General features: G+C 66.9%; 18 protein-coding genes. 9 read left to right on the plus strand and 9 right to left on the minus strand.

All coding sequences use genetic code 11. The features are described 5' to 3' along the window. The first annotated feature begins 265 nt into the window (after nucleotides 1-265). Complete coding sequence (locus ACGFNK_RS04950; protein WP_393411989.1) at nucleotides 266-1,663, plus strand: MFS transporter; 1,398 nt, start codon at nucleotides 266-268, stop codon at nucleotides 1,661-1,663. Next, nucleotides 1,660-2,880, plus strand: coding sequence for an FAD-dependent monooxygenase (locus ACGFNK_RS04955; RefSeq protein WP_393411991.1), 1,221 nt, complete (start codon nucleotides 1,660-1,662; stop codon nucleotides 2,878-2,880). Before ACGFNK_RS04950 ends, ACGFNK_RS04955 begins: the two co-directional genes overlap by 4 nt. 203 nt (nucleotides 2,881-3,083) lie before the next feature. On the opposite strand, the gene ACGFNK_RS04960 is transcribed toward ACGFNK_RS04955, so the two are convergent. From ACGFNK_RS04960 to ACGFNK_RS04995, 8 genes are all read right to left on the minus strand, one after another. After that, entirely contained in the window at nucleotides 3,084-3,629 is a 546-nt protein-coding gene (locus tag ACGFNK_RS04960) for a hypothetical protein (protein WP_393411993.1), read from the minus strand. Between the two features lie 15 nt (nucleotides 3,630-3,644). Then, entirely contained in the window at nucleotides 3,645-8,222 is a 4,578-nt protein-coding gene (locus ACGFNK_RS04965; RefSeq protein ID WP_393411995.1) for a DUF6531 domain-containing protein, read from the minus strand. A gap of 196 nt (nucleotides 8,223-8,418) precedes the next feature. Next, the gene (locus ACGFNK_RS04970; RefSeq protein ID WP_393411997.1) at nucleotides 8,419-9,063 is read right to left on the minus strand and encodes a hypothetical protein; all 645 of its coding nucleotides are present in this window, start codon (nucleotides 9,061-9,063) and stop codon (nucleotides 8,419-8,421) included. Nucleotides 9,064-9,170: 107 nt separating this feature from the next. Further along, complete coding sequence (locus ACGFNK_RS04975) at nucleotides 9,171-9,833, minus strand: hypothetical protein (RefSeq protein ID WP_393411999.1); 663 nt, start codon at nucleotides 9,831-9,833, stop codon at nucleotides 9,171-9,173. A 124-nt stretch (nucleotides 9,834-9,957) separates the two neighbouring features. Next, nucleotides 9,958-11,481, minus strand: coding sequence for an acyltransferase (locus tag ACGFNK_RS04980; RefSeq protein ID WP_393412001.1), 1,524 nt, complete (start codon nucleotides 11,479-11,481; stop codon nucleotides 9,958-9,960). Next, nucleotides 11,478-13,691: a glycosyltransferase gene (locus tag ACGFNK_RS04985; protein ID WP_393412003.1), complete on the minus strand. Its 2,214-nt coding sequence runs from the start codon at nucleotides 13,689-13,691 to the stop codon at nucleotides 11,478-11,480. Before ACGFNK_RS04985 ends, ACGFNK_RS04980 begins: the two co-directional genes overlap by 4 nt. Then, nucleotides 13,691-14,584, minus strand: coding sequence for a hypothetical protein (locus ACGFNK_RS04990; RefSeq protein ID WP_393412005.1), 894 nt, complete (start codon nucleotides 14,582-14,584; stop codon nucleotides 13,691-13,693). The genes ACGFNK_RS04985 and ACGFNK_RS04990 overlap by 1 nt, the downstream gene beginning before the upstream one ends. Before the next feature lie 294 nt (nucleotides 14,585-14,878). Beyond that, nucleotides 14,879-15,871, minus strand: a complete 993-nt coding sequence (locus tag ACGFNK_RS04995) for a LysR family transcriptional regulator (RefSeq protein WP_393412007.1) — start codon at nucleotides 15,869-15,871, stop codon at nucleotides 14,879-14,881. A gap of 83 nt (nucleotides 15,872-15,954) precedes the next feature. On the opposite strand from ACGFNK_RS04995, the gene ACGFNK_RS05000 reads away from it, so the two are divergent. Next, nucleotides 15,955-17,322 (plus strand): MFS transporter, encoded by a 1,368-nt coding sequence (locus ACGFNK_RS05000; protein WP_393412009.1) that lies wholly within the window; start codon nucleotides 15,955-15,957, stop codon nucleotides 17,320-17,322. Between the two features lie 5 nt (nucleotides 17,323-17,327). Then, a complete protein-coding gene (locus ACGFNK_RS05005) occupies nucleotides 17,328-17,840 on the plus strand; it encodes a GNAT family N-acetyltransferase (RefSeq protein ID WP_393412011.1) in 513 nt (170 codons plus the stop codon). Nucleotides 17,841-17,917: 77 nt separating this feature from the next. On the opposite strand, the gene ACGFNK_RS05010 is transcribed toward ACGFNK_RS05005, so the two are convergent. Next, nucleotides 17,918-18,778 (minus strand): calcium-binding protein, encoded by an 861-nt coding sequence (locus ACGFNK_RS05010; RefSeq protein ID WP_393412013.1) that lies wholly within the window; start codon nucleotides 18,776-18,778, stop codon nucleotides 17,918-17,920. 331 nt (nucleotides 18,779-19,109) lie between these two features. Here ACGFNK_RS05010 and ACGFNK_RS05015 point away from each other — a divergent pair, with 331 nt between their 5' ends. The 5 genes from ACGFNK_RS05015 (at nucleotide 19,110) to ACGFNK_RS05035 (ending at nucleotide 25,760) form a co-directional block, all read left to right on the plus strand. Beyond that, a complete protein-coding gene (locus ACGFNK_RS05015) occupies nucleotides 19,110-20,402 on the plus strand; it encodes an ABC transporter substrate-binding protein (RefSeq protein ID WP_393412015.1) in 1,293 nt (430 codons plus the stop codon). After that, nucleotides 20,402-21,367 carry a carbohydrate ABC transporter permease gene (locus ACGFNK_RS05020; protein ID WP_393412017.1) on the plus strand — a complete coding sequence of 322 codons (966 nt, stop codon included), beginning with the start codon at nucleotides 20,402-20,404 and terminating at the stop codon, nucleotides 21,365-21,367. Before ACGFNK_RS05015 ends, ACGFNK_RS05020 begins: the two co-directional genes overlap by 1 nt. Nucleotides 21,368-21,422: 55 nt before the next feature. Next, the gene (locus ACGFNK_RS05025; protein ID WP_386352063.1) at nucleotides 21,423-22,247 is read left to right on the plus strand and encodes a carbohydrate ABC transporter permease; all 825 of its coding nucleotides are present in this window, start codon (nucleotides 21,423-21,425) and stop codon (nucleotides 22,245-22,247) included. Nucleotides 22,248-22,258: 11 nt separating this feature from the next. After that, a complete protein-coding gene (yicI, locus tag ACGFNK_RS05030; RefSeq protein WP_393412020.1) occupies nucleotides 22,259-24,532 on the plus strand; it encodes an alpha-xylosidase in 2,274 nt (757 codons plus the stop codon). A 226-nt stretch (nucleotides 24,533-24,758) separates the two neighbouring features. Then, nucleotides 24,759-25,760 carry a LacI family DNA-binding transcriptional regulator gene (locus tag ACGFNK_RS05035; RefSeq protein WP_393412022.1) on the plus strand — a complete coding sequence of 334 codons (1,002 nt, stop codon included), beginning with the start codon at nucleotides 24,759-24,761 and terminating at the stop codon, nucleotides 25,758-25,760. Nucleotides 25,761-25,793 lie beyond the last annotated feature (33 nt).

The raw sequence follows: 25,793 nt of genomic DNA on the forward strand, positions 1-25,793 counted from the left end.
CTGCACGGTGTAGTGTAGTATCCAGCTCATGGTGGCGCGTGCCGTACTCGTACACCCGCTCCGCCCCGGCGGAGCCGTGCATGCGTCACCTCGAGTACCGCTTTCGCGGGTTCGCCCCGCCGGACGACCTCGGACCTGTCCACAAAGCACCAAGCACACCGCGCCCCGCGTGAATGGCCGCTGTCCGAGCCGGGCCGGGCAAGGCGGCAGCGCAACGCGTACGGCCGGACCCCTCACTCGCCCGGCAATGACGGAAAGGACGTCCATGACCACAACCCTGGCTCCCCCGGTCCGCATGGGGAAAGCCGCTGTCTGGGCTCTCGGCTTGCTGGCAATCTCCACCGGTGCCTTGGAGTCGGTGGTGGCGCCGACGCTCCCGCTCCTGCAACGCGAGCTGGATATCAGTCCATCCACAGGGGCGCTGCTCAACATCGTGCTCGCTATCACCGGCGCGCTCGTTACTCCGCTCGCAGGCAAGCTCGGCGACCGCTACGGCGGAAAACGAGTCCTGATCAGGCTGATGGCGGTGGTCTCGGTCGGCGGCCTGGTGTCCGCGATGGCGCCGAACCTTCCCGTGCTGCTGCTCGGCCAGGTACTGCAGGGGGCGATGATAGGCGCGCTGCCGCTGTCGTTCATCGTGGTGCGCAAGCACCTCCCCGCGGGAGAGTCGAAGGTGGCCATCGGGCTGGTCAGCGGGATGTTCGTGGGGGGATCGATGGTGGGACTGCTGGCGGCCGGGCCCGTGGCGGAAGCGCTCTCCCGACACTGGATGTTCGCGGTGCCGACGTTCGCCGTCATTGGGTTCACCCTGCTGGTGAACAGGCTGATGCCGGCTGATCAGCCGGGCCGGTCGGACGATGCCGGGATCGACTGGCCGGGCATGCTTCTCTTGAGCGGGATACTGGTCACGCTCATGCTCTCGCTCGCGGTGGCGCCCGACGCCGGCTCGCAGCCTCTCGTGCTCGTCGCCCTCCTCGTGCTTCTGGCCGCCTTCGTGGCCGGATGGATAGCCGTTGAACGTCGTGCGGCCGCGCCGCTGATCGATCTGAGCATGCTGGCGCGGCCTGTGATCTGGAAGTCGTGTGTGCTGACGTTCGTGATCTGCCTCGGCACCGCGACGGGGGTCTTTCTCGTTCCGCAGCTGCTCGACGTGTCCGGCGACGGGTACGGTTTCGGGGCCAGCGCCACCGAGATCGGCTTCATCCTCCTGCCCGGCGCCGTGGCCGGGACGCTGGCCGGGCCGGCGGGTGGGCTCGGGGAGCGGCGTTTCGGCTCGCGTGCCGTGGCCACTGCCGCGGTCGTCATCATGGCCACCGCCATGCTCGCCCTGTCAGTCGCACACACCGAGGTCTGGCACATCGTCGTCGGCAAGGCGCTCATCGCGCTTGCCAACGGCCTGTGCGTTACGGCCATGGTGACCAGCATCGTCTCTTCCGTCGATGAAAGTGACACCGGCATCGCCACCAGCCTGATCCTGGTGACGCGCGTGCTGGGCTCCGCCGTGGGCGGAATGCTCGGTGGCGTGCTCCTTACCGCGGGGACCCCTTCCGGGTCGGATGACCCTGCCGAATCGGCCTTCGCCACCGGCTTCCTCATCGCCGGCGTCGTCGCAGTGCTGTCCCTGCTTGTCGTCCGTTCCATGAGTAAAGGAGCCAAGAAATGACCCGCACCGATCAGTTGAGGGATATCCGTTCCACGCCCAGGCGCAAGGTCCTGATATCCGGGGCCAGCATCGCGGGGCCCGCCCTCGCGTTCTGGCTGAACCGCTACGGATTCGCGGTCACGGTGGTCGAGAAGGCGGGCGCACCACGCAGCGGTGGTTATCCCATCGATGTGCGCGGCACCGCACTAGAGGTCGTCCGGAGGATGGGGATCCTGCCGCGACTGCAGGACGCACACATCGACTCGCATCGGATCACCTTCCTCGACGGGGACGGCGGCAAGGTGGCCTCGGTCAACCCGCACACCGTCGTCGGCAGTGCCGCGGGACGGGACCTGGAGGTGCGGCGCGGGGATCTGACCGACGCTCTTTACGCGGCGGTCCGTGACGACGTGGAGTTCTTGTTCCACGACTCCATCGACACCCTCGACCAGTCCGGCCACGGGGTCGACGTCACCTTCCGCGGGGGCAGCAGGCGTACGTTCGACATGGTGTTCGGTGCGGACGGCATGCACTCACGTACCCGGGAGATCCTGTTCGGCCCCGAAGAGCAGTTCCACCGGTATCTCGGGTACTGCTTCGCCGTGTTCACCATGCGCAACACCTTCGGGCTCTCCCACGAGATCACGATGTGGAACACCCCGGGCAGAGCCGCGGCTCTCTACGCCGTAGAGGACAACGACGAAGTGCACGCCTTCCTGAACTTCGCCCACCCGGAACCGCCGTTCGACGCCTTCCGGAACCCGGAAGCCCAACGGGACCTGGTCGCCAAGATCTTCGCCGACGCGGGATGGGAGGTCCCGGGCATGCTTGCCGCCATGCGCGACGCGGATGACCTGTTCTTCGACGGGGTCAGCCAGATCCGCATGCCCCGCTGGTCCAGCGGCAGGGTCGCGCTGGTGGGCGACGCCGCGTACGCGCCCTCGTTCCTTACCGGACAGGGCTCCAGCCTCGCGCTCGTCGGCGCGTACATGCTCGCCGGTTCCCTGGCCGACCGGGACCACGCCGCGGGCTTCGCCACCTACGAACACAACACCCGTGAGTTTGTGGCCGTGAACCAGGAACAGGTCGGCGAGGGCGGCGCCACACTGTTCCCCACCACCGCCCGGGCCCTGGAACAGCGCAACGACATGCTGCGCAATCTCAGCACCATGCCCTCCACGGAGGGGCGACCGGCCCACTCGGCCCTCACCCTGCCCGAATTCATGCCCGTGACGTAACTCCAGGCACGCGCACCGACGACGGGCGCCACCGGCGGCCGGCGGACAGGACAGTCCCTCGCCGGGTTGGTGACCCGGACGTGGGCGGCGCGGCCTGCATCGCGTTCCGGGCGACAAGGCAGGCCGCGTTCTGCTCCCTCCGAGACGGGCGACGTGGTTGGGCGCCGGCCCCAGGCCAAGACGATCGGGGGTGCGGGATTCGTCTACGCATAGGGATCTGTCGAAAACTCCGGGTGATCACTCGGGAAGTCATCAGGGAAGAAACGAATACCAAGCGATCTTGTCAGAAGACCCAGCACCACGCCCGTAGAGGTCTTGCCTGAGATCACAAAATCAAGCTGCCCGGCTTGAATGACAACTGTCGGCCAACTCTCAGCGTCGCCGACGGGAATCCACAGCAGCGAATCGCCATTATCGGTAACTCCCCACTGGATGAGTTCTTCCGGGGAAGTGCGGTAATTGCCCAGGGCCTCACGCAGAGCAGGTACATCCTTGCCTCGAAGGATCGACTGCATTGTGTGGGTACTCTTACCGATATCAAGATTCGCATTTTCCGCGCCATTCGCGAAGATCCACAAGAATTCATCGAAACACCCGGTGCCGTACGCGGCGATCAGATCTTCATGATTGCCAGGAATGTTTAGGGCCGTCCGCTCCGGTCGCTCTCGGCGAGATGCGCCAAGGTTTTGCGGAGGCGGGCAGAGCGCCGTGAGATTCCGTAGCTCATCCGCAGGGTTCACTCCGGCCATCGGGTTTGCGCCTTTCTACATGTTGGGAAGTCGCGTGCTGTAGGACCAGCCGAAGTCATCTACAGCTTCGATGAGAACGTGACTGGGAACGTTTCCTCCGTTGGCGTATTCGGGAGTTACGCTCATAGTGACAGTGTTCTGCGTCGACCTCACGTGCTGGGCAATAAGGTCTTCGGCATCTGAAATCGGACCGTTGTTCTGAGCGGACCCTTGCGTGACGATGTTCCGCATATCCCGTCCATCGCCCCCAAACTGCTGCCCGATCAAGTGTCCTCGCGAATGACCCGCCGGACCACCCAAGAAGCCTGGAGGGGCGTGACGTGCGCCTCGCCCTGGCGAACTTCCTATGAGCCCGTTGGCCGCGTCATCCAAAGTCTGCGGAGTGACCACTGCGTAGGCGGGGCCACGCTGCCCGTTCGGCGCGATCTCGCTGTAGTACGGGCTGAGCCCAAGCGGATCGACCCCGGTGTGGGGGTTGTGGACATACGTAAGCGGGTTCGGTGCCGGTGCCAGCCCCAGGGGGTCGGGTGTCAGATAGCGGGCCGTCTCGGGGTCGTAGTGCCGGAAGTAGTTGTAATGGAGACCGGATTCCGGGTCGTAGTACTGGCCGGGGAAGCGTAGAGGCGTGTACGCCGTGGCGTCAGAATTCCATGTGGTTGTTCCCCAGAGTGTGGATCGCGTGCGCCACGCGACGTCACCGTCATCGTCGATGAGTTCTGTCGGCGTCCCGATCAGATCCGTAACGATGGAGAAGAACCGGGAGTCGATGTCTTCTTGAGGCGCTTCTGGCGTGGTGATGCGTTCTGCCTGCGCGATCGGACGAAGACCATCGTGATCCCACGTCAGCGTCACAAGGTGGGGAGACGAATCTGCTCGAGTCGTCTGCTCGCACAGAGTGATGCCGTCCCAGGTGAAGTCGACGTGCTCCACCACTGTTCGGCCGTCTGCAGCGATGCGCTGCTTGGCGATACGACGGCCCAGCGGATCATAGTGATAGCGCCATAGAGTCTCATCCGGTGTCGTTACCGACGTCAATCGGTCTTCCGAATCCCAGGTGTAACGCCAGGTGTCGGGTTTGCGCGACAGACGCTTTTTCTGGCGCAGAACTATGCGGCCCAAGGCGTCGTACTCGTACCGGGTGGTGCCCGCACGACTGATTCGCGTACCGGTGTAGGCACGCGTTCCGGTGGACTCCGCGCCGGGATGTCCGGTGGGCCAGGAAGCCTCGGCCAGATTGCCCACATCATCGTAGGCGTAGCGCTCTGTCCAGTTATGCGCATGGACAGCGGTCACACGGCTCGCGAGGTCCAGTTCGAATCTCCGGCTTCCGGACGACTGGTCATCGGTGCCGACAAGGTTGCCGTCCTCGCCATACATATAGGCACGGTGCAGCATGTGGTGGCCGTCGGCGGCAGACAGAGACTGGTCCGTGAGGCGACCGAGACCGTCGTAGGCGTGCGTGAGGGTGACACTCGGAGCGATGGAGCGGCTGGTCTCCAGACCGGACCAGTCATGGTCGAAGAGTACGGTGCGGCCCGACGCGTCCAGTTGCACTCGGTTACCGACGGCGTCGTAGGCCCACGCGGTTGTGGCCCCGGAGGGGGTTGTCCGGCGGGTGAGGCGACCCAACTGGTCACGTTCGTAGATCACGCGTCGACCATTGGTCGTCTCGCAAGTGACAGATCCGTTGAGGTCGTACTCCAGAGTGACTGACGTGTCTGGTGCGGCCGCTTGGACCAGCCTGCGGTTGAGGTCGTAGGCGAACTCTGTGACTTGACCTCCGCTGACTTTCCGAACCAAGTCGCCCATGACGTCATATTCGTAGTGGGTGGTGTCGCCAATTGTGTTTGTGCGCACGGTCATGCGACCCGCACTGTCATACGCGTAGCTCAGAACTCGGTCGTCGAAATCACATTCCGCGATCAGTCGCCCAGCCGCATCGTGTTCGTAAGTCCACGTCAGACCCTGGGGGTTGGTGACCTTGGCCAGTCGGAGGTTCTGATCGTGGATGAATTCGTACCTCGCTCCGTCCGGGCCGATGCGTGCCGAAGGAAGGTCGAAGTGGGTGTACTCGAAGTGCGTGACGGCACCCGCAGGCGTGGTGTGACTCGTGCAATTGCCCTCACCGTCGTATGACCAAGCCTCGACGGCACCGTCGGAGGTGACGCGGGTGACAAGGTGGCCTTCAACTGTCCAGACCAGCCGTGTCGTGTGCCTCAGCGGATCGGTGTACGTGACGATTCTTCCGAAGGCGTCCCGCTCCCAGGTGGTCGTTGCACCCAGCGGGTCGGTGGCTGCGAGTGGAAGCCCTGCCGAATTGCAGCGCACCGTCCTGGTGTTGCCCAATGTGTCCTCGACGCTCGTGACACGGCCCGCCGCGTCGTACGCAAACCGGGTAATCGCCCCTGCGGGATCGGCCATGGACGTGCAATTGCCGTGTTCGTCGTATTCCCTGCGCCAGCAAGCACCGTCCGGCGTGACGATGGTCGTGGCGCCACCGAGGTGGTTGTACTCAAGGTGCATGGTGGCGCGGTCCGGACGAACGACTTCCGTGGGGCGGCCGCACTCATCGAGGACCAGTCGCGTGGTATGGCCTAGCTCGTTCGTCTGCGAAACGACATGGTGATGGGCGTCGTAATCAGTTCGCCGGATTCCGCCCAGCGGGTCGATTTCGGCGATGACCTGGCTGTTGTCGTTGATGACGAAGCGGGTGGCGGCACCTTCGGCAGTGGTGAGGGTCGTGATGCGGCAGCCGGGCCAGGCAGGGTCAGTGCCGTCGTAGTCCAGGGTTACGGTGATGTGGCCGGCTTCGCCGCCTTCGGCGATGCAGCGATCGTGGTCGTCGTAGGTGTAGGCGTAACGACTGCTGTTTGTGTCCGTCCATGAAGTGATGCGCAGACGCTCGTCGTAGGTGAACTTCAGCGGCAGCAGGGAGGAGTTGATGACTTCGGTGAGATCGCCGTTGGTGTAGCCGTAGCGCTTGATGGTGACATCGGCGCCGTTCTCGCCGGCGCCCGCCAGCACCAGTGCGGTGACGCGACCCTCGGTGGTGGTGAGTTTGAGGTGGTAACCGCCGGAATGGCGGATGGCGAGCGGAGTGCCATACTCGTCGTAATCGAATTCGATCGTGTTGCCGTTGCGGTCAGCGATGTGGGTGAGCAGTGCCATGCCGTCGGTGGAGTGGCCGAAGTGGCGGGCATGGCCTGTGAGTGGGTCGTCGATGCGGTAGCCGACATCGTCTCGCCACGTCAACGGCCACCGCGGGCCGGCCTCGGGCAGGACCGGGCTGTCCGGGCTGTTGGGGCGGGGGTAGGTGAGTAGCAGTCCGTCCTGGGTGACGAAGATGACGCCGTCCGTGTCGACTTCGAGGCGCTGGTCGATGGTGGAGGACCAAGTGGGGCCGAACCACCAGCCGGTGCGATAGTCGGAGGCAGCACGGCGGGAGAAGGCCAGCGGGAGGCTGCCGGGCAGCGTGATGTCGGTCTGCGGCAGGAACATCGCGCCGGTGGCCATGTCCACCGGGTCACTGCCCTTGGAACGGACCACATTCTTGAGCCGGTTGTAGGCGCCCTTGGCGCCGTCGGCGACCATGCTCTTGGCGTTCTTGGCCAGACCGCCCAGCCCCTTGGCCATGCCCTTGAGTCCCAGCGCGCCAGCAGACTTGAGGCCCTTGGCGAGCCCACCGAGCGTGGTCAGACCCTTCATGCCCGGGATGCAGTCCAGCGCCGCGAACGCCACATCCCACAGGGACGCTTGGCCCTTCGCGTATTTGTTGAGGGTGTCAGCGAGCACGACCAGGGCGGCGATCAGCACGATGGCGCCCAGGATCGGCCCGCCGATGATCATCGCGATGATGCCGACAACCGCGACGACGACCTTGCAGACCGCGACGATGGTGTCCCAGTTGTCAGAAACCCAGTCCCCGACCTCCTCATACCAGTCACGGTTCTGAATGCCCGCGTCGGAAGCCTCCTCCAGCTTGTTCTTGGCCTCCCGCGCTGCGTCCTCACGCATCTGCCGCGCGTCCGCCGCCATCTTCTTCGCCGCATCCAACGCGCTCTGCGCGGAGGTGACATCCGACTGGGCGGACGTCTGCGCGGACTTGGCATTGGTCGCATCCCGCGTAGCCGCACGCACCTTGGACTCATCCGGCTTCGGGACGTCCTTACCCGCCGACCCCGGATCGTCCTTGTACTTGTCCGCCTCCTTGGTCGCCCGCGTCACCCACGAATCAGCCGTCGACAGCCGCGACTTGGCCGACGCGAGATCCGCCTGCGCCTCCCGCCCCTTGACCAGCGCCTTGTCCGCCAGCGCCTGCGCACGCTCCAACTTCGGCCAATACGCAGCCAGCGCATCCCCGGCCAAGTCGTAAGACTTCTTGAGCTTCTTCAGGTTCTTCGGAACCCCGGAGAACTCGTCACGGAACACGTCGGCGGTCTTGCCCACCATCGTCAGGACGGCATCTTCCTCCGCCATCCCCTTCACCAACCGCAGCGCGTCCTGCACATCATCGGCGAAGTCATGCAACTGCCGGGCCAACGACCGCACCCGATCCGGATCCCCCGGCGTCGGATCCGTCTCCAGATCCAGCACATGCCAGTCCGTCGGCCGAAACCCCACCACGCCGCAACCCCCGTCACGTCAGCCTCAGTAACAACCGTACGCACAAGCGAAGTTATCGCACGACGGGGCGGTCAGGCGATAGCAGGATCACCGGCCCGAGATCCGCCTCACGCTCGGAAGTGGAGGGAGAGCCTGAGGAGAGCCTCGGCGTCGGACGTAGGACGCATCAGTCGTCCAGCAACTCCTCCAGTGCGTAAGCATGGGCCCGAAAGCCTGCCTTGCCGCTTTCCGGTGCGCTCGATTTGGGACGGAGGATGCTCGGCAGAAAGGTGACCCGCCACGTCCTGAACGTGCCCTCAGCGGTGCTCCGTCCCGCATCGTCCGCGAGAGCGACAGCAATATTGAGAGCTTCGACGATCCTTTCCGCGCTCTGTCGTGCATCCCCTCCCTCGACGATGGCGGCGCTGACCAGGGCTTGCAGGAAATGTGCCAGTTGCAGATCAGCTCCCATACGGCACATGCGCCGCACCACCGACGGTTCCTCGAGACCTTCGAGACAACGGGGCGAGATCTTCTCGATGCCGCCGGACCAGAGGAGCAGAGACGGTGCCGTCATCTCGTGGTCCCGCAGCCACCCCAGTTCGTCGGCGATCGCCATCGACGCGTCGCTGAATCCACCGATTGCACGGACGGCGGCGAGCAGTTGGTCCACCTCATCCCTCCGGCGGCTCACCAACTCACCTACCGAGGCCTCAGCAACTGCCCACGTGCCGGTGGCAACAACCGCGCCGATCTCCACGATCCCGCCGAGCGGCCCAAAGATCTCGCGGGCGAATCTCTCCTCCGGGATGGGGACGCTCTGTCCTGACACTTCACAGGCCTCGCAAGTCTCTACTTCGACGCATATGCGGCATACAGGGCCGGAGCTGGGCGAGCGTCTACTGAGAAGCCAAGCAACGGGAGGAGGTCCAGCTGCTCTCAGGGCTGGCACTTGTCACTCCCCCGCTGAGAGACCAGCTTCTGAATCACCCAGACGCCGTTGTCGTTCTTCTTGAGCGACGTGTGGTAGATGACGTAGCTCTTTGCAGTGACCTTGGTCTTCTCGATCTTGTTGGTCTTGAGGTACTTGGCGTACGCCTTGCCTTGGTCCTCGCAGTAGCTGAAGGAAGCGGTCCCGTCGTCGTCGACGTCCACGACCGGGTTGTAGAAGCGGTAGGCGCCGGTGGTCCGGGCCTTCTCGTCCACGTAGCTCTGGACGAACTCCTGTGTCCCGAAAGCCGCCTCACCCTCGTAGTAGAAGAGGTAGGCCTTGTCGAGCGGGTCCTGGTTGGCGATGGCCAAGTCCACCGCCTTGATGGACTGCTCGGTGTCGGACAGGATCGCGTCCTTGTCCTTGTCGCCGGTCTTCGACCAGTCGAAGGTGTACGAGAGATCCGACGGCAGCTCGATCTCCGGGCGGCCGGGCTCCGCCGACGCCGACGCGCTCGGCGAAGCCGACTCCGTGTCGGCCTCCACGTCGACGCCCGCGGTTTTGTCGCTGCCCTTGGAGCTGCCGCTGTCATCGTCACCGCAGGCGGACAGCGACAGGGCGGCAATGGCTGTCAGCGCGATGGCTGCGAGCAAGGTGGGGCGGCACTTCACTGACAACTCCCGGTGGGGCGAGGGTTCATGTGAGCGGGGCAACGCTATCGGCTTGCTGCATTGGCCGCCGTCGAGCCCCTTCTGAGGCCCCCGTCGCCCCCGTCACCCCTACCCGTACGTGGGCCTACCGCGCCCTGGCCCGCCCCCGTGACCCTGACCGCGACCGCCCCCGACTCCCGCCCTTCTTCGCCCCATCCGGCCAAAGCCGAGGCCCCCGCTTGGCCGCCAAGTCCTCGACCCACCCCACGCTCACGATCATCAGGCCGATCAGGGGCCATACCAGGACGAACATCCAGAGGGTGTACGTCGTGGTCAGGGCGTTGGACAAGCGGTCGTCCATGAACGGGAGCTGGTAGAGGATGTCCAGGAGCGGGACCGTCGCCATGATCAGCAAGTTGTGCCAGAGGTAGATCGTTACGGCGCGGTTGTTCGACAGGGTGATCAGTTTGTCCCAGCGCGCCAGGCGGCCCGGGAGTTCCTGCCAGGAAGGGGAGTACTGAAGCAGGATCGCTACGAAGCCCAGGGACCAGGCGGCCTGGGCCAGGGGGATGTCGTTCAGGTCCCAGCCGTCGGGGCCCAGGTGGCCGGAGGCCCACCACAGGCCGAAGGTCATCAGGAGGGCGGCGACGGAGACCACCGCGTAGCGCGGGATCTTCTTCAGTACGCCCTCCTGGTGGGCCATGCCCAGGATCCAGCAGCTGCCGTAGACCGCGAAGTCCGTTACCGCGTTGCCCGTTTCGCCGGGGATCTTCACGATTCCCGTGCCTACCACCGCTGTCAGCGCCAGCGGGGCCAGCAGCGTTGCCCACGGGACTCGGCGGAACGCCCACAGCAGCAGGGGGGAGGCGATCACGAACCAGAGGTACGCGCGCAGGTACCAGAGCGGGCCCGCCGCCTGGACCGCCCAAGTCTGTTCCAGCACGCCCGACTTGGAGCCGATCTGCCAGGGATAGGGCGGGGCGCCGATCGGGATGATGTAGTTGACCAGGCCCAGCCAGCCCAGGCCGCCGTCGTCCTGGGACGGGTTCCAGCCACCCACGAACATCATCGCGAGCACCACCGCGCTGAACGCCCAGAGCGGAGGCAGGAGTCGGCGGATACGGCCGCGGATCACGCCCCACGCCGGGCGGCTCAGCGAGCGCGCCATCAGGGCGCCCGCAAGCGCGAACATCACGCCCATGGACGGGAAGAGGACCGTCAGCCAGGCCCAGCCGAAGATGTGGTAGACGACCACGCGGACCAGGGCTATGGAGCGCAGGAGGTCGAGGTAGCGGTCACGGCCGGGGCGGGAAGGTGAGGGCTTGGTCTTGGTATCGGACGGGGCTTCGGCGGCCGGTCCATGAGAAGCGGCCTCGGACACCAGCTCCTCCGGCGCCTCCCGCAGCGGCTGCGTCTCGTTCCACCTCTGCTGGGGAACCGCCTGCGTGGCCAGCGGAGCTTGCGGGGCCTGCGGGATGTGTCCATTCCCGTACGACTGCGCGTATGCCCCCTCGTGGGACTCACCGTACGACTGCCCGTACGCCCCCTCGTGCGACTGCCCGTACGGCTGCCCGTACGTCTCCTCATACGACGTCCAGTACGAGTTCTCGTACGGCGACGCACCCGCCCCCGTGCCCTCCTCCGCCCCCTCCGTATACCCCTGCGTCATCCCACCGGCCTCCGCTCATCCCCACGCGCCACCCGCTGCCCGGGCACCGCCCCAGGAACCGAACCACCCGGCGCCGACCCCACAACCCCCGTGCGCCGCAGCTTCTGCCACCGCAGCCGGCCGCCGGTGAGAGCCGTGATCCAGGACTGCAGCAGGACCACGTACATCAGCTGGCGGTAGAGGAGTTGCTGCAACGGCAGCGAGATGAGATGGGTCATGCGTTCGCGGTCCAGGCGGAAGGCGTACGCCGCGCAGATCGCCTGGATGGCCAGGACGCCCAGCCAGGCGAGGATCGTCTTTCCGGTGGGGCCGAAGATGAGCCCGTACAGAAGGAACACGTCGATCAGAGGGGCCAGCAGCGGCGCCACCACCATGAACAGGGAGACCAGCGGCAGGCCCACGCGGCCGAAGCGGCCCGAGGGGCCCTTTTCGATGATCGCGCGGCGGTGCTTCCAGATCGCCTGCATCGTGCCGTACGACCAGCGGTAGCGCTGGGACCACAACTGCTGGACGGACTCGGGGGCTTCGGTCCAGGCGCGGGCGTCCTCCGCATAGACGACGCGCCAGCCGTCGCGGTGCATCGCCATCGTGATGTCGGTGTCCTCGGCGAGCGTGTCGTCGCTCATGCCGCCGACGCGTTCCAGGGCGGAGCGGCGGAAGGCCCCGACCGCACCCGGGATCGTCGGCATACAGCGCAGGATGTCGTACATACGGCGGTCGAGGTTGAAGCCCATCACGTACTCGATGTGCTGCCAGGCGCCGATGAGGGAGTTCTTGTTGCCGACCTTCGCGTTGCCGGCCACCGCGCCGACGCTCGGGTCGGCGAAGGGCTGGACGAGTTCGCGGACGGTGGCCGGTTCGAAGACCGTGTCGCCGTCCATCATCACGATGATGTTGTAACGGGCGTTCGCTATGCCGCGGTTGAGCGCGGCAGGCTTGCCCGCGTTGAGCTGGCGCACGACGCGTACGTTCGGCAGGCGCAGGCCCTCCACGATGCGGGCCGTGCCGTCGCTCGAACCGTCGTCGATGACGATGACCTCGATGGGATGCTCGCTGGCCATCAGCGAACGCACCGTGTTCTCGATGCACTTGGCTTCGTTGTACGCGGGAACCAGCACCGATACCGGTTCGGTGACCGGTCCGCGGCGACCCCAGCGGAAGCCCTTGCGGCGTACGCGGTGGGCGTGGACGGCGGAGAGCAGCAGCATCAGGCCGAAGCGGGCGAAGACGAGGACACCGATGATCGCAAGGCCGACGACCAGGACACCGGTCGTCTTCTCGGAGGCCTGGACCGCGTACACCCACGCCTTGCCCTTCCACAGCTCGAGGCCGGTGACCTTGGTGTGGGCGCTCTGCGCGCCGAGAGCCTCGGTGAGGTTCTCGAACTGGTAGTCCCGTTCCTTCATCTGGGGCACGAACTTGTCGAGCGCCGCGACGGTCTGCGAGCGGTCGCCGCCGGAGTCGTGCATCAGGACGATCGCGCCCTTGTCGCCCTTGGGCGTGGCCCGGCGGATGATCTCGTCGACGCCCGGCCTGCGCCAGTCCTCGCTGTCGGTGTTGTTGACGATGGTGATGTAGCCCTGGCTGCCGATGTACTCGGTGACCGGCCAGGACTTGTTGTCCATGGCGTCGGCGAAGGAGGAGTACGGCGGCCTGAAGAGCGACGAACGGATGCCCGCGGCGCCCGCGAGCGCCAGCTGGTTCTGGGAGAGCTCCCAGTTGATGCGGCGCTTGGACTGGAGGGAGAGGTCGGGGTGATTGAAGGTGTGCAGGCCGATCTCATGGCCTTCGTCGACCATGCGCTGGACGAGGTCCGGATAGCGCGAGGCCATGGTGCCGGTGATGAAGAAGACCGCGTGCGCGTCGTGCTTCTTCAGTACGTCGAGGATCTTGGGGGTCCACTCGGGGTGCGGACCGTCGTCGAAGGTGAGGACGATACGGCGGTCCGGTACGTCGTCCCGGCTGTCGGTGCCGCCGCGGCGCGTGTCGATGACCGGGCCGCCCTTCAGGATCTCCTGGGGGACCCGGTCGTTGGCCGCGGGGGAATTGATGCGGTAGTCCGCGAGGATCTCGCTGTGGACGAAGCCGCGCAGCATCAGCATCGCCATCAGGGCGACTAGGACGAGCGAGGGCAGCAGGTAGCGCATGGGCAGGCGACGACGACGTACCGCGCCGGAGGCCTTGCCGCGACGGCGGGAGCTGGATGCCATCAGAGGACGATCTCCGGAGAAGACGGGGCGGCGGGCTGCACGATGAGGCCGATCGGGTCGGTGACGCCGATCGGGTCGATGACGCCGATCGGGTCTACGGGCGTAGTGCCACCCGCCGGCGGCGGGGCGGCGACCGGGTCGCCGTCTGCCGGGGGATCGACCGTCGGGTCGTCCGTCGGGTCCGGGTCCGGGTCCGGGTCCTGCGTCGGCGTCGTGGGCTCGTCGGTCGGATCGTTGGTGGGGTCGGATCCGGTCGGCTCGTCGCTCGGGGCCGGCTTTGTGGTCGGATCCGTCGGCTCGGGCTTGGTGGGCTTGCCCGACTCCGTGGGCTTGACCGGCTTGCTCGGCGAGGGGTCGGCGCCCGGCCCCAACGTCCTACCGGGGTCGGTCGACGGGCTCAGCCCGGACGAGGGGTTCGCCGTGGCGGACGGGTCCGCGGACGCGGGCGGCAGCGTCGGCGAGTCGACCTTGCTGGCCGGCTTCTCGTCCTCCTTGCCCGGCACCGGGAGCCAGGGCGCGCTGGAGTTGCCCGACAGCAGCGTGGCGATGATGACGACGGCGTACACCGCGCAGGTGAGGCCGACGGCCATGCCGATACGGCGGTATCTGCGGCTGCGACGACCCGTCTCGTCGACGAAGACAGGTCCGTCCGAACCCTCTTGGGCGCTCTGACCACCCCGGGGCCCCTTGGCCTGCTGGACCAGCCAGTCCTCCAGGTGCGCGCCGGCGACGTCGAGTTGGACCGTGACCTCGTCCGGGTCATGGTGGTGCTCGGTCTCCGGCCGGGCGAATCGCTGCGTCTCGCCCATGCGCTGACCGGCGTCCGCTTGGTGCTCGCCGCCTATGTGCTGCTCACTGTCGTCGCCATTTCGGCTGTTTCGCTGTTTGGGCATGGATATATCGCCAGAACCACCATGAAAAGGATCCCCCGCATCTCGACGGGTCGACGGATGGGCTCCGCCTCTTTCCGGCCGGTCGGTATGCCCCCCAGCCGCTTGGGCGTCTTCCCGCCACTTCTCCACGCGCACGCACATCCCCCCACGGGACTGATTGGGCGCGTACGAGTCCGGGCACTACGTACCTACTTGTCCGGATCGAGCCCCCACTCGATCCGGGCGCCCCCCTATTACCACACTGCACCCGGCCCTCGAATGTAGCGCACGTAGGAGTTGTGTGTGTGCCACGTGTCAGGTGCATTGCGCCATGACGAGCTCATCGGTGGCCGGAATCCATGCATCGGCGGGCCGCCGGAGCCACCCTTCATCCTCCGCCAACCCCGCTGCGGCGGCACGGAGTGCCTCCATACCTGGCTGTATCAGCCCTCTCCTCCACACCAGTGACACCGGTGACAGGGGTACGGGGTCGACGAGTGGCTTACGTATCAATTTGGGCACGGCCGGAAAATCGACTGTGGCGAGGACGGGATTCCGCGTCTTGGCCATGATCCGCTGGAACTCCTGGGTCCCCACGGCGAGCGGTGCGGGCGGCGCGATTTCGATACCGCGCCCCTCGAAGAGCTCCCGGGCCAGGTCGGTCCACTCCGGCGTACGAGGGTTTCCGGCGCCGGCGTAGACGCACTCCCCCGCCAGCGCGTCCAGCGGCACAACGTCCAGGTCAGCAAGCCGATGGTCCTCGGGCAGCAGGATCGCCATCGGCTCGTACCGTACGGGCTGCTGCTCCAGGCGGGCACGGATCGCCGGGTCCAGTCCCGCGAACCGGCCGAAGGACGCGTCGAGCCGGCCGGCCAGCAGTTCGGCCGCGGCTCCGGTGAGGCCGCTCTCGAAGCGGGCCATCAGCTCGCAGTCGGGGGCGAGTTCACGGGCCCGGGGCAGGATGCGCTCACCGATCAGGCCGGGGCTGTTCACATCCACGAGCAGGGGACGCCGCCCGTCGTCCGCGGTCCGCCCGAACTCGGCCAGCAGCGCGTCCTGCGCCTCCAGCACCCGACGCGCGTACGGGAGCAGCCGTTCGCCGTCGGCCGTGAGCGCGACCCGCCGGGTATTGCGTACGAAAAGGTCTGCCTTCAAGTCCCGTTCCAGACGCCGGATATCGCGGCTCAGGGCTTGCTGGGCCACGTACAGCCGGGCGGCGGCGCGGGTGAAGTGGAGCTCCTCGGCGACGGTGAGGAAGGCGCGCAGGAGGCGGGGGTCGACCGCACCGGGACCAGGAGAGGACGGCATCCGGCGAACTTACAACCCAGGTGCGTGAATCGGTACGGAGTAAGTGTTGGACCCCTGGTCAGGGCACCGACGACGGTTGCTCCATGCCGCAACAGTCTCCTGATCGCCGTACGACAGACCGCAGAACGACTGATCGCCGTGAGCCAGATCGCCGTACGACCGTCCTCACCGTCACCGCCGACAGCCTGGTGGCCGCAGACTTCGGCCCCCGGCGGAAGGCACCCGGCCCGAGGCGCAAGTCCGGCGCAGGCACCCCCTACCGCCGCCTTTTCGCGATCCCAGGCACCCTCGCCTTCACCGCCGGGAATCTGATCGCCCGCCTCCCCATGGGCATGTTCAGTATCAGTGCCGTCATCATGATCGCGGGAGCGCGGGATTCGTACGCTCTCGCCGGCGCCGTCACGGCGACCGGGCTGGCGGCGACGGCGGTCGTCGCGCCCTGGACGGCGCGGCTGGTCGACCGTTACGGGCAGGCGCGGATCGCCGTGCCCGCGACGACGATCGCGGCGCTGGGCTCGCTCGCGCTGCTGCTCTGCGTGCGTTACGGGGCGCCCGACTGGACGCTCTTCGCCTCCTACGCCGCGACGGCCACGACCCCCAACACCGGGGGCATGTCCCGGGCACGCTGGGCCCACCTGCTGAAGGGTGATCCGGCAGGCCTGCACACCGCGAACTCCTTCGAACAGGCCGCGGACGAGCTGTGCTTCATGCTCGGTCCGGTGCTCGCCGCGTTCCTGTGCGGGACGTTCTTCCCGGAGGCGGGCACGTTGGCCGGCGCCGTGCTGATGCTGACAGGCGTACTGCTCTTCGCGGCCCAGCGTGCCACGGAGCCACCGGTGCGGGGTCGTCCCCGTACGGCCTCGAAATCCCTCCTGCGCGCACCCGGCATGCCCCCTCTCCTCGTCGGATTCCTCGCCACCGGCGCCGTCTTCGGGTCGCTGGAGGTGGTCACGATCGCGTTCGCGGATGCACAGGGACACAGGTCGGCGGCGGGTGTGATACTCGCGCTCCAGGCGGCCGGCTCGGGCGCGGCCGGTCTGCTGTACGGGGCGCTGAAGCCGCCGGGACCGGCCGAGCGACGCTACCCGTGGAGCCTCGCCGCGATGGCCGTCCTCATGTCGGGCCCACTGCTGGCCGCCATGCTCACGGGCTCGCTGGTGGTACTCGCCGGTGCGCTGCTGGTGGCCGGGATGGCGACGGCCCCGACGATGGTCACGGCCATGACGCTGATCCAGCGCCGCACGCCCGAGGGCCGGTTGAACGAGGGGATGACGCTGGCGGTGACGGGTCTGCTCGGCGGAATCGCGTGCGGTTCGGCGGCCGGCGGGTGGATGGTCGAGCGCGCGTCGGCCGCCGCCGGGTACGGGATCCCTGTCGCCGCGGCCACGGTCGCTCTGCTGATCGCGCTCGTGACAAGGCGACTGAATTGTCAGACCCCCGCCCTAGGGTGACCGCCATGGACACCACGGACACGGGGCAGGTGCGGCTGGAGCCCTGGGCGGAAGGCGACTTCTGGCTGCTCCAGCGGACCAACAGCCCTGAGATGACCGAGCACTTGGGCGGCCCCGAGAGCGAAGAGAAGCTCGCCTCACGACACCAGCGCTACCTCGGCATCGAGCGGGGGCAGATGTACCGGGTCACGCTGGCGGACACCGGCGAGACGGTGGGCTCGATCGGATTCTGGGAGCGGGTGTGGCGGGACCGGGCGGTGTGGGAGACGGGGTGGGGTGTGTTGCCCGAGTTCCAGGGACGGGGGCTCGCGGTGAAGGCTGCGCGTGCGGTGGTGGAGGCGGCGCGGGCTGCCGGAGAGCACCGGTACCTTCATGCGTTTCCGCGCGTGGACCATCCCGCGTCGAACGCGGTGTGTCGCGGGGCCGGGTTCGAGCTGCTGGGTGAGGTCGAGTTCGAGTACCCGAAGGGCCACTGGATCATGTCGAACGACTGGCGGGTGGATCTAGGCAGAGGCTGACGCGTGGACGGACGAGTCGGCGAACCGCCCGGGGAACTGCGCGGGTGACGCGGCAGGTCCCCGGGCGTTCAAGACCGTCAGTCCTGCACGACGATGTTCCTGCCCGCGCCGCCGGAGAGCGTGTCCGTGCCGGCGCCGCCGTACAACTCGTCATCCCCGGTGTTGCCCCACATGAAGTCAGGGCCACCCTCTCCATACATGACGTCGTTCCCCCTGCCGCCCTGCATGTGGTCGCCGTCGTCCCCGCCGTACAGCTTGTCGTGGCCGTCGTCGCCCTGCAGGTTCTGGTCGCCCGCACTGCCCCGCAGCAAGTCGTTGCCCGCGCCGCCTGCGGCAATGGCACCGTCGCCGATGCCGTAGAGCGTGTCGTTGCCTTCGCCCCCGAAGGCCAGCCCGGCTTCGCCCACCGTGATGGTGTCGTCGCCCACACCGCCCCACACGGCATTGGCGTCGACGCCGCTGATGTCGGTCAGCTCGTCGTCGCCGGTGCCCAGGTCGATGCCGTTGGTATAGAAGGCCTGGTCGCTTTTGTTGTGGAAGCTGAGGACGTCGTCGCTGTCGGCGAGATCCATGACCAGGCTGTCGTACGGGCTCTGGCTGTCCACGGTTTCGACCGTGCAGGAGACCTTGGTGTCGTCCGCGCTGTCGGGGTAGCTGCAGCCGTTGCCCGCGTTGATCGGGACGGCGTCGTCGATCACATACGTGAGGTCCGTGTCGCTGGTGAACGACTCGGTGACGGTCACCTGGTTGGCCTGCCCGGCGGCGGCCGTGTAGGAGAGCTCACGGCCGTTGAAGTTGACCGCGGCGGTGGCCGACGGTGCGGCGGCGCCCGCCGTGGTGGCCAGGGCGGTCGGCAGGGCCAGTCCCGCGCCGAGAGCCAGCGTCAGAGTCGTGGCGGTGCGTAACACGCGGCGGCTGACGAGGTGAGAACGCAACATTTCATGACCTCCATGAGGCAGTTGTGGTCAGTTGTTGTCCCGAAAGCGCCAACAACCTCGTCTGACTCACCAGGCCCGGCATTTAGTTGCCCGCGGCACAGAAGTTTGAAAGCCGTTGAGGAGCCGTTCATCGGAAGCCAGCCGACCCCGCACGACCGAAACCCCCACCTCCACTTCGCGCCAATCCAAGCCCACCTCGCCCACCTCATTGACGCACCCCCCAACCCCCACATACCTTCCCCCGTCGAAGCGCTTCGACATCACGCATCGAATCGATTCGATGGACGCTGCGTGATGCCCCATACCCATCCGACTCCCCTGGAGGCACAGGATGTTGACGGCACGAAGGCGTGTGGTGGCGGTGGCCGCGGCGGCTCTGAGCGGAGCCCTGCTGCTGGCCTCCTGCGGCGACTCGGACAGCGGGTCTTCCGATGGGAAGACGCTGCGGCTCTGGCACTACGAAGCGCCCAACAGCGCGATGGGCGTGGCCTGGAACGAAGCCATCAAGGAGTTCGAGAAGACGCATCCGGGCGTGAAGGTGAAGTTCGAGGAGAAGGGCTTCGAACAGATCCAGAAAACGGCCCCGATGGTCCTCAACTCCAGCGACGCGCCCGACCTCATGGAGTACAACAAGGGCAACGCCACGGCCGGACTCCTCTCCAAGCAGGGACTCCTCACCGACCTCACCGGCGAAGCCACCAAGCGCGGCTGGGACAAGAAGCTCAGCTCCGGCGTGCGCACCACCAGCCGGTACAGCGCCGACGGCGTAATGGGTTCCGGCAACTGGTACGGGATCCCCAACTACGCCGAGTACGCGATGGTCTTCTACAACAAGGACCTCTTCAAGAAGCACGGGATAACCGAACCCACCACGTTCGACGAACTCACCGCCGCCATGGACAAGTTCGTCGACAAGGGTGTCACCCCGCTCGCCAACGCGGGCGCCGAGTACGTGGCCCATCAGTACCTCTACCAGCTCGCACTCACCAAGGCCGACCGCGCCTGGGTGGACAAGTACGAGCTCTACAAGGGCAAGACGGACTTCCACGACGAGGCCTGGACGTACGGCGCGGAGACCTTCGCGGACTGGGTGAAGAAGGGGTACATCAGCAAGAAGTCCAGTGGCACGAAGGCGGAGGACGCCGGCACGGCGTTCATCTCCGGTGAGAACCCCATCCTGTTCTCCGGCAGCTGGTGGTACGGCCGCTTCGCCGAGGAGAACAAGTTCGACTGGGGCACGTTCCTCTGGCCCGGGTCGGACATGACCCTCGGCTCCGGCGGCAACCTCTGGGTCGTCCCCAAGGGCTCCAAGAACAAGGAACTGGCGTACGACTTCATCGACATCACCATGTCGGAGAAGATCCAGAACCTGCTGGGCAACAAGGGCGGGGTGCCGGTGGCCGCCGACGCGTCGGCCATCACGGAGCCGAAGGCCAAGAAGCTGATCGGCGACTTCAACACCCTCTCGGAGAGGGACGGCCTGGCCTTCTATCCCGACTGGCCCGTCCCCGGCTTCTACGACGTCCTCGTCTCCGAGACGCAGAAGCTGATCACCGGGAGCGGATCGCCGGACGACTACCTCACGGCACTTCAGGAGGCGTACGACAAGGACGTACCGAAGTAATGACGGTGACCGTCGAACGGGGCGGGCGGGTCGTCGAAAAGCACTCCGGGACCAGGCTCCCGCGCCGCCCCCGTGACTCGTACGCCCTGTTCCTGCTCCCCGGAGTGCTCGCCTTCCTCGCGGTCGTCGTCGTGCCGTTCCTGATGAACACGGGCGTGAGCTTCACCGACTGGCAGGGCGTGGGCTCCCCGGAGTGGTCCGGGCTCGCCAACTACCGCGAACTGATGGACGACAGCGAGTTCTGGGCCTCCTTCCGGCACAGCCTCTTCATGGTCGTCGCCATGGCGGCCGTGCCGACGGTCATCGGACTCGTCCTCGCCGCCGCCCTGTTCGACTTCGTCGGCAAGCACTTCGGGACGAGGACGGCCGCCGTACTGCGCGCCTGCTTCTACCTTCCGCAGGTGCTGCCGATCGCGGTCGCGGGCATCGTGTGGAGCTGGATCCTGGCACCGGAGAACGGCTCGCTGAACGAGCTGCTGAAGGCCATCGGTCTCGAGAGCTTCCAGCAGGACTGGCTCGGCGACCCCGACTTCGCGCTCTACAGCGTCATGGGCGTCATGGTCTGGGTGCAGATCGGCTTCCCGCTGGTCGTCTTCATGTCCGGACTCCAGCGTGTGGACCCGCAGTTGTACGAGGCCGCCGAGCTGGACGGCGCGGGATGGTGGCGGCGGTTCTGGCACATCACGCTGCCGCAGATCCGCCCGGAGATCTACGTGGTCCTCCTGTGGTGCACGATCGCCGCGCTCAAGGTGTTCGGCGCGGTGTACGTGCTCACCAAGGGCGGGCCCGGCGGGGCCACCAACGTGCCCTCGTACTTCTCCTTCACCACGTTCTTCGAGAAGACGCAGGTCGGCTACGGCGCCGCGATCTCCACCGTACTGACCGTGATCATCCTGGCGCTGGCCCTGGTCGGCCTCAAGCTCCAGACCCGCGCGGAGGACGCCGAGGAAGGGCTCATGAAATGACCGAGGCAGGGCTCACGACCGAGGAGGGGCTCATGGCCGACGAGGGGCTCCGCAGATGACGACAGCCATACGCCGCTATCCCGTCCTCGTCGCCCTCGTCATCGCCGCCGCCTTCATGGTGCTGCCGTTCTTGATCGTCGCGGTCAACGCGGTGAAGTCCCCGGCCGAGTACTCGGCGAACGGCCCGCTCAGCCTTCCCGACGGCCTCTATCTCGACGGCCTGAAGGACTTCTGGGAGCGCGTCGACTTCGGGCAGAAGCTCGTCAACTCCATCCTGATCAGCGGCAGTGTGGCCGTAGGTGCCGCCGTGCTGTCCGTCCTCAACGCGTACGCGATCGGCATCGGCCGGATCAAGGGCCGCACCTGGGTGCTGGCGTTCTTCGTGCTCGCGAACATGCTGCCGCAGGAGGCGCTGGTCTACCCGATCTACTACCTGAGCAAGGAAGCCGGCATCTACGACACCCGGTTGAGCGTGATCATCGTGTTCACGGTGATCCAGGCGGCCTTCGGTACGTATCTGCTGTCGTCCATTCTCGGGCAGTTCCCGCGCGAGATCATCGAGGCCGCCCGGATCGACGGGGCGAACAAGTGGCAGGTGCTGTGGCGGATCGTGGTCCCCGTCAGCCGCCCGACCATCGGGGTGCTGCTCGTCCTCTTCTTCATCTGGACCTGGAACGAGTTCCTGCTGCCACTGGTCATGCTGATCTCGAACGACAACCAGACGGTGTCGGTGGCGCTCGGTGTGCTGCAGGGCCAGCGCCTGATGGACGCCACGATGACGAACGCGGCCGCCCTCCTCGGCGTACTGCCCGCCATCGTCTTCTTCCTCGTCTTCCAGCGGACACTCACCCGCGGTATCGCCGTGGGTGCCGTCAAGTAAGGGGTGTGCCGGTGAAGTTCAGCGACGGCTACTGGCTGCTGCGCGAGGGCGTGACCGCGGCCCATCCGGTCGAGGTCCTCGATGTCACCGCCGAGCAGGGCACGTTGGAGATCCACGCGCCGACCCAGCCCATCCGCCACCGCGGCGACCTGCTGAAGGGACCGGTCGTGACGATCAGCGCGCATGCGCCGATGCCCGATGTCATCGGCGTGACGTTCACACACTTCGAGGGCGAGGAGCCACGCGGGCCCGAATTCGAGGTCGCAAAACAGGAGTTCACGGCTACCGCCACGTACGACGACGAGTACGCGACCCTCACCGCGGGCGCCCTGTCCGTGAAGGTCTCCCGCGACGGCCCCTGGCACATCGACTTCCTCGCCGACGGCCGCACCCTCACCAGCAGTGGCCGCAAGGGCATGGGCATCATGCGGGACGCCGAGGGCGGCCACTATCTGCGGGAGCAGCTGAACCTCGGCGTGGGCACGAACGTCTTCGGCCTCGGCGAGCGCTTCGGGCCGCTGGTCAAGAACGGCCAGGTCGTCGACATGTGGAACGCCGACGGCGGCACGGCCACGGAACAGGCCTACAAGAACGTCCCGTTCTATCTGACGAACGCGGGCTACGGCGTCTTCGTCGACCATCCAGGACGGGTGTCGTTCGAGGTCGGCTCGGAGACGGTCTCGCGGGTCCAGTTCAGCGCCGAGACACAGCATCTGACGTACTACGTCATCTACGGGCCGACGCCCAAGGACATCCTGCGCAAGTACACGGCGCTCACCGGCCGTCCGGCTCTGCCGCCCGCCTGGTCGTTCGGGCTGTGGCTGTCGACGTCCTTCACCACCTCGTACGACGAGGCCACCGTCACCTCCTTCATCGAGGGCATGGAGGAGCGCGAACTGCCGCTGTCCGTCTTCCACTTCGACTGCTTCTGGATGCGCGAGTTCAACTGGTGCGACTTCCAGTGGGATCCGCGGGTCTTCCCCGACCCGGAGGGCATGCTCAAGCGGCTCAAGGAACGCGGACTGAACATCAGCGTGTGGATCAATCCCTACATCGCGCAGCGTTCCCCGCTGTTCGCGGAGGGGCGGGCCCTCGGGCATCTGCTGAAGAAGCCGGACGGCAGCGTCTGGCAGTGGGATCTGTGGCAGCCGGGGATGGCGCTGATCGACTTCACGAGCCCGGCCGCCCGCGACTGGTACGCGTCGAAACTTCGGGCACTGCTCGCGCAGGGCGTCGACTGCTTCAAGACCGACTTCGGCGAGCGGGTCCCGGTGGACGTGGCGTACGCGGACGGCGCCGACCCGGAGCGGATGCACAACTACTACACGTACCTCTACAACCGCACCGTCTTCGACGTGCTGCGCGAGCACCGCGGCGAGCAGGAGGCAGTGGTCTTCGCGCGGTCGGCGACGGCCGGCAGCCAGAAGTTCCCGGTGCACTGGGGCGGCGACTGCGAGGCCACGTACGAGTCGATGGCGGAGTCGCTGCGCGGCGGGCTCTCCCTCGGCCTGTCCGGCTTCGGCTACTGGAGCCACGACATCGGCGGCTTCGAGGGCACGCCGACGCCCGCCCTGTTCAAGCGGTGGATCGCCTTCGGACTGCTGTCCTCGCACAGCAGGCTGCACGGCTCGTCGTCGTATCGCGTGCCGTGGCTGTTCGACGAGGAAGCCGTCGATGTGCTGCGGCTGTTCACCAGGCTCAAGCTCCGCCTCATGCCCTATCTGTACGAGGCTGCCCGCGCCGCCCAAGCGGAGGGGGTGCCGATGATGCGGGCGATGGTCCTGGAGTTCCCGGACGATCCCGGGTGCGCGCATCTGGAGCGGCAGTACATGCTCGGTTCCGATCTGCTGGTCGCGCCCGTGTTCTCCGACGAGGGCGAGGTGTCGTACTACGTCCCCGAGGGCACCTGGACCCACTTCCTCAGCGGGCAGACGGTGACCGGACCGCGCTGGGTGCGCGAGAAGCACGGGTTCTCGAGCGTTCCGTTGCTGGTCAGGCCGGGTGCGGTGATTCCGGTCGGGGCCGTCGAGGACCGGCCCGACTATCCGTACGCGGACGGGGTCACCCTGCACGCGTACGGCCTGGAACGCGGCGCACAGGTCACGGTGCCGGTGGACGGCGTGACCTTCACGGTCGTACGCGAAGGGGACACGCTGCGGGCCTCGTCGAGCGATCCCTCGGCACCCTGGGGACTGTCCGCCGGCGGACGGACGGTACGGGCCAAGGCCGGGACCGGGTTCCTGTCGCTGGAAGTGGCCTCGCCGGAACAGGACGGAGCATGTTGAACCCTCCCCCATCTGAAGCAGGGGGATTTCTGGCTCAGGACGCCTGCAGGACAGCGTCCCAACAGGTCCTACTCCCTCAACACCAGCCGGGACGGAACCTGCCCGGTTTGGTACGGCAATGCTTGGAGGTGCTTGTGCTGGCTTGGCTCTCGCTCAGCACGGTGTACGCGCTTGGTTCTCGCAACGCACGTCGTCCAGCTCACCCGATCTTCCTCGGAGGTGTCCGGTGAAGATCACCGACGTGGCACGGCACGCGGGGGTCTCCCCCAGCACCGTGTCGTACGCGCTGAGCGGCAAGCGCCCGATCTCGGAGGAGACCCGGAGACGGATCGAGGACAGCATCCGCGAGCTGGGCTACCGGCCGCACGCGGGCGCGCGGGCGCTGGCCAGCAGCCGGTCCAATGTGATCGCGCTGGTGGTGCCGTTGAGGGTGGGCATCCATGTGCCGGTGGTGATGCAGTTCGCGGTGTCCGTGGTGACGACGGCGCGCCGGCACGATCACGACGTACTGCTGCTCACCCAGGAGGAGGGCGAGGACGGGCTGCGGCGGGTCGCGGACACGGCGCTCGTGGACGCGCTCATCGTGATGGACGTCCAGCTCCACGACGGGCGGCTGGCGTTGCTGCGTGCCTTGGACCGGCCCTCGGTGCTGATCGGGTTCCCGGCCGAGCCCGAGGGGCTCACCTGCATCGACCTGGACTTCCAGGCGGCGGGCGAGGTGTGCGTCGAGCATCTGGCGGGCCTCGGCCACCGGGTGATCGCACTCGTGGGCTCGCCGCCCGAGGTGTACGTACGGGAGACGGGCTTCGCCCAGCGGGTCGTACGGGGCTTCACCGCGGCGGCGGACCGGCACGGGCTGTCCTCCTCGGTGCACCCGTGCGAGGCGGAGCCCGCGGCGGCCCGCCAGGTCGCCGAGCAACTCCTTCGCGAACACCCGGCGTTGACGGGTGTCGTCGTCCACAACGAGCCGATCGTCGAACCCCTCATCGACGCCTTCGAGCAGCTCGGCCTGCGCGTCCCCGGCGACCTCTCCGTCACAGCGATCTGCCCGGACGAGCTGGCCGCCCGCGTCCGCGTCCCCGTCACCTCGGTCGCCATACCGTCCGCCGAGGTGGGCACAGGAGCGGTCGAACTGCTGATGAAGAAACTGGGCGGCGCGTCCGCACCGGAGGCGACGCTGCTGTCGCCACGGCTGACCGTGCGGGACAGCACGGCGCGGCGGCCTTGAAGAGGCTCGCAACAGCCGCGCCCCGTAAGGGGC

The organism is Streptomyces sp. NPDC048825 (genome assembly GCF_043198355.1).
Taxonomy (GTDB): Bacteria; Actinomycetota; Actinomycetes; order Streptomycetales; family Streptomycetaceae; genus Streptomyces; species Streptomyces xiangluensis.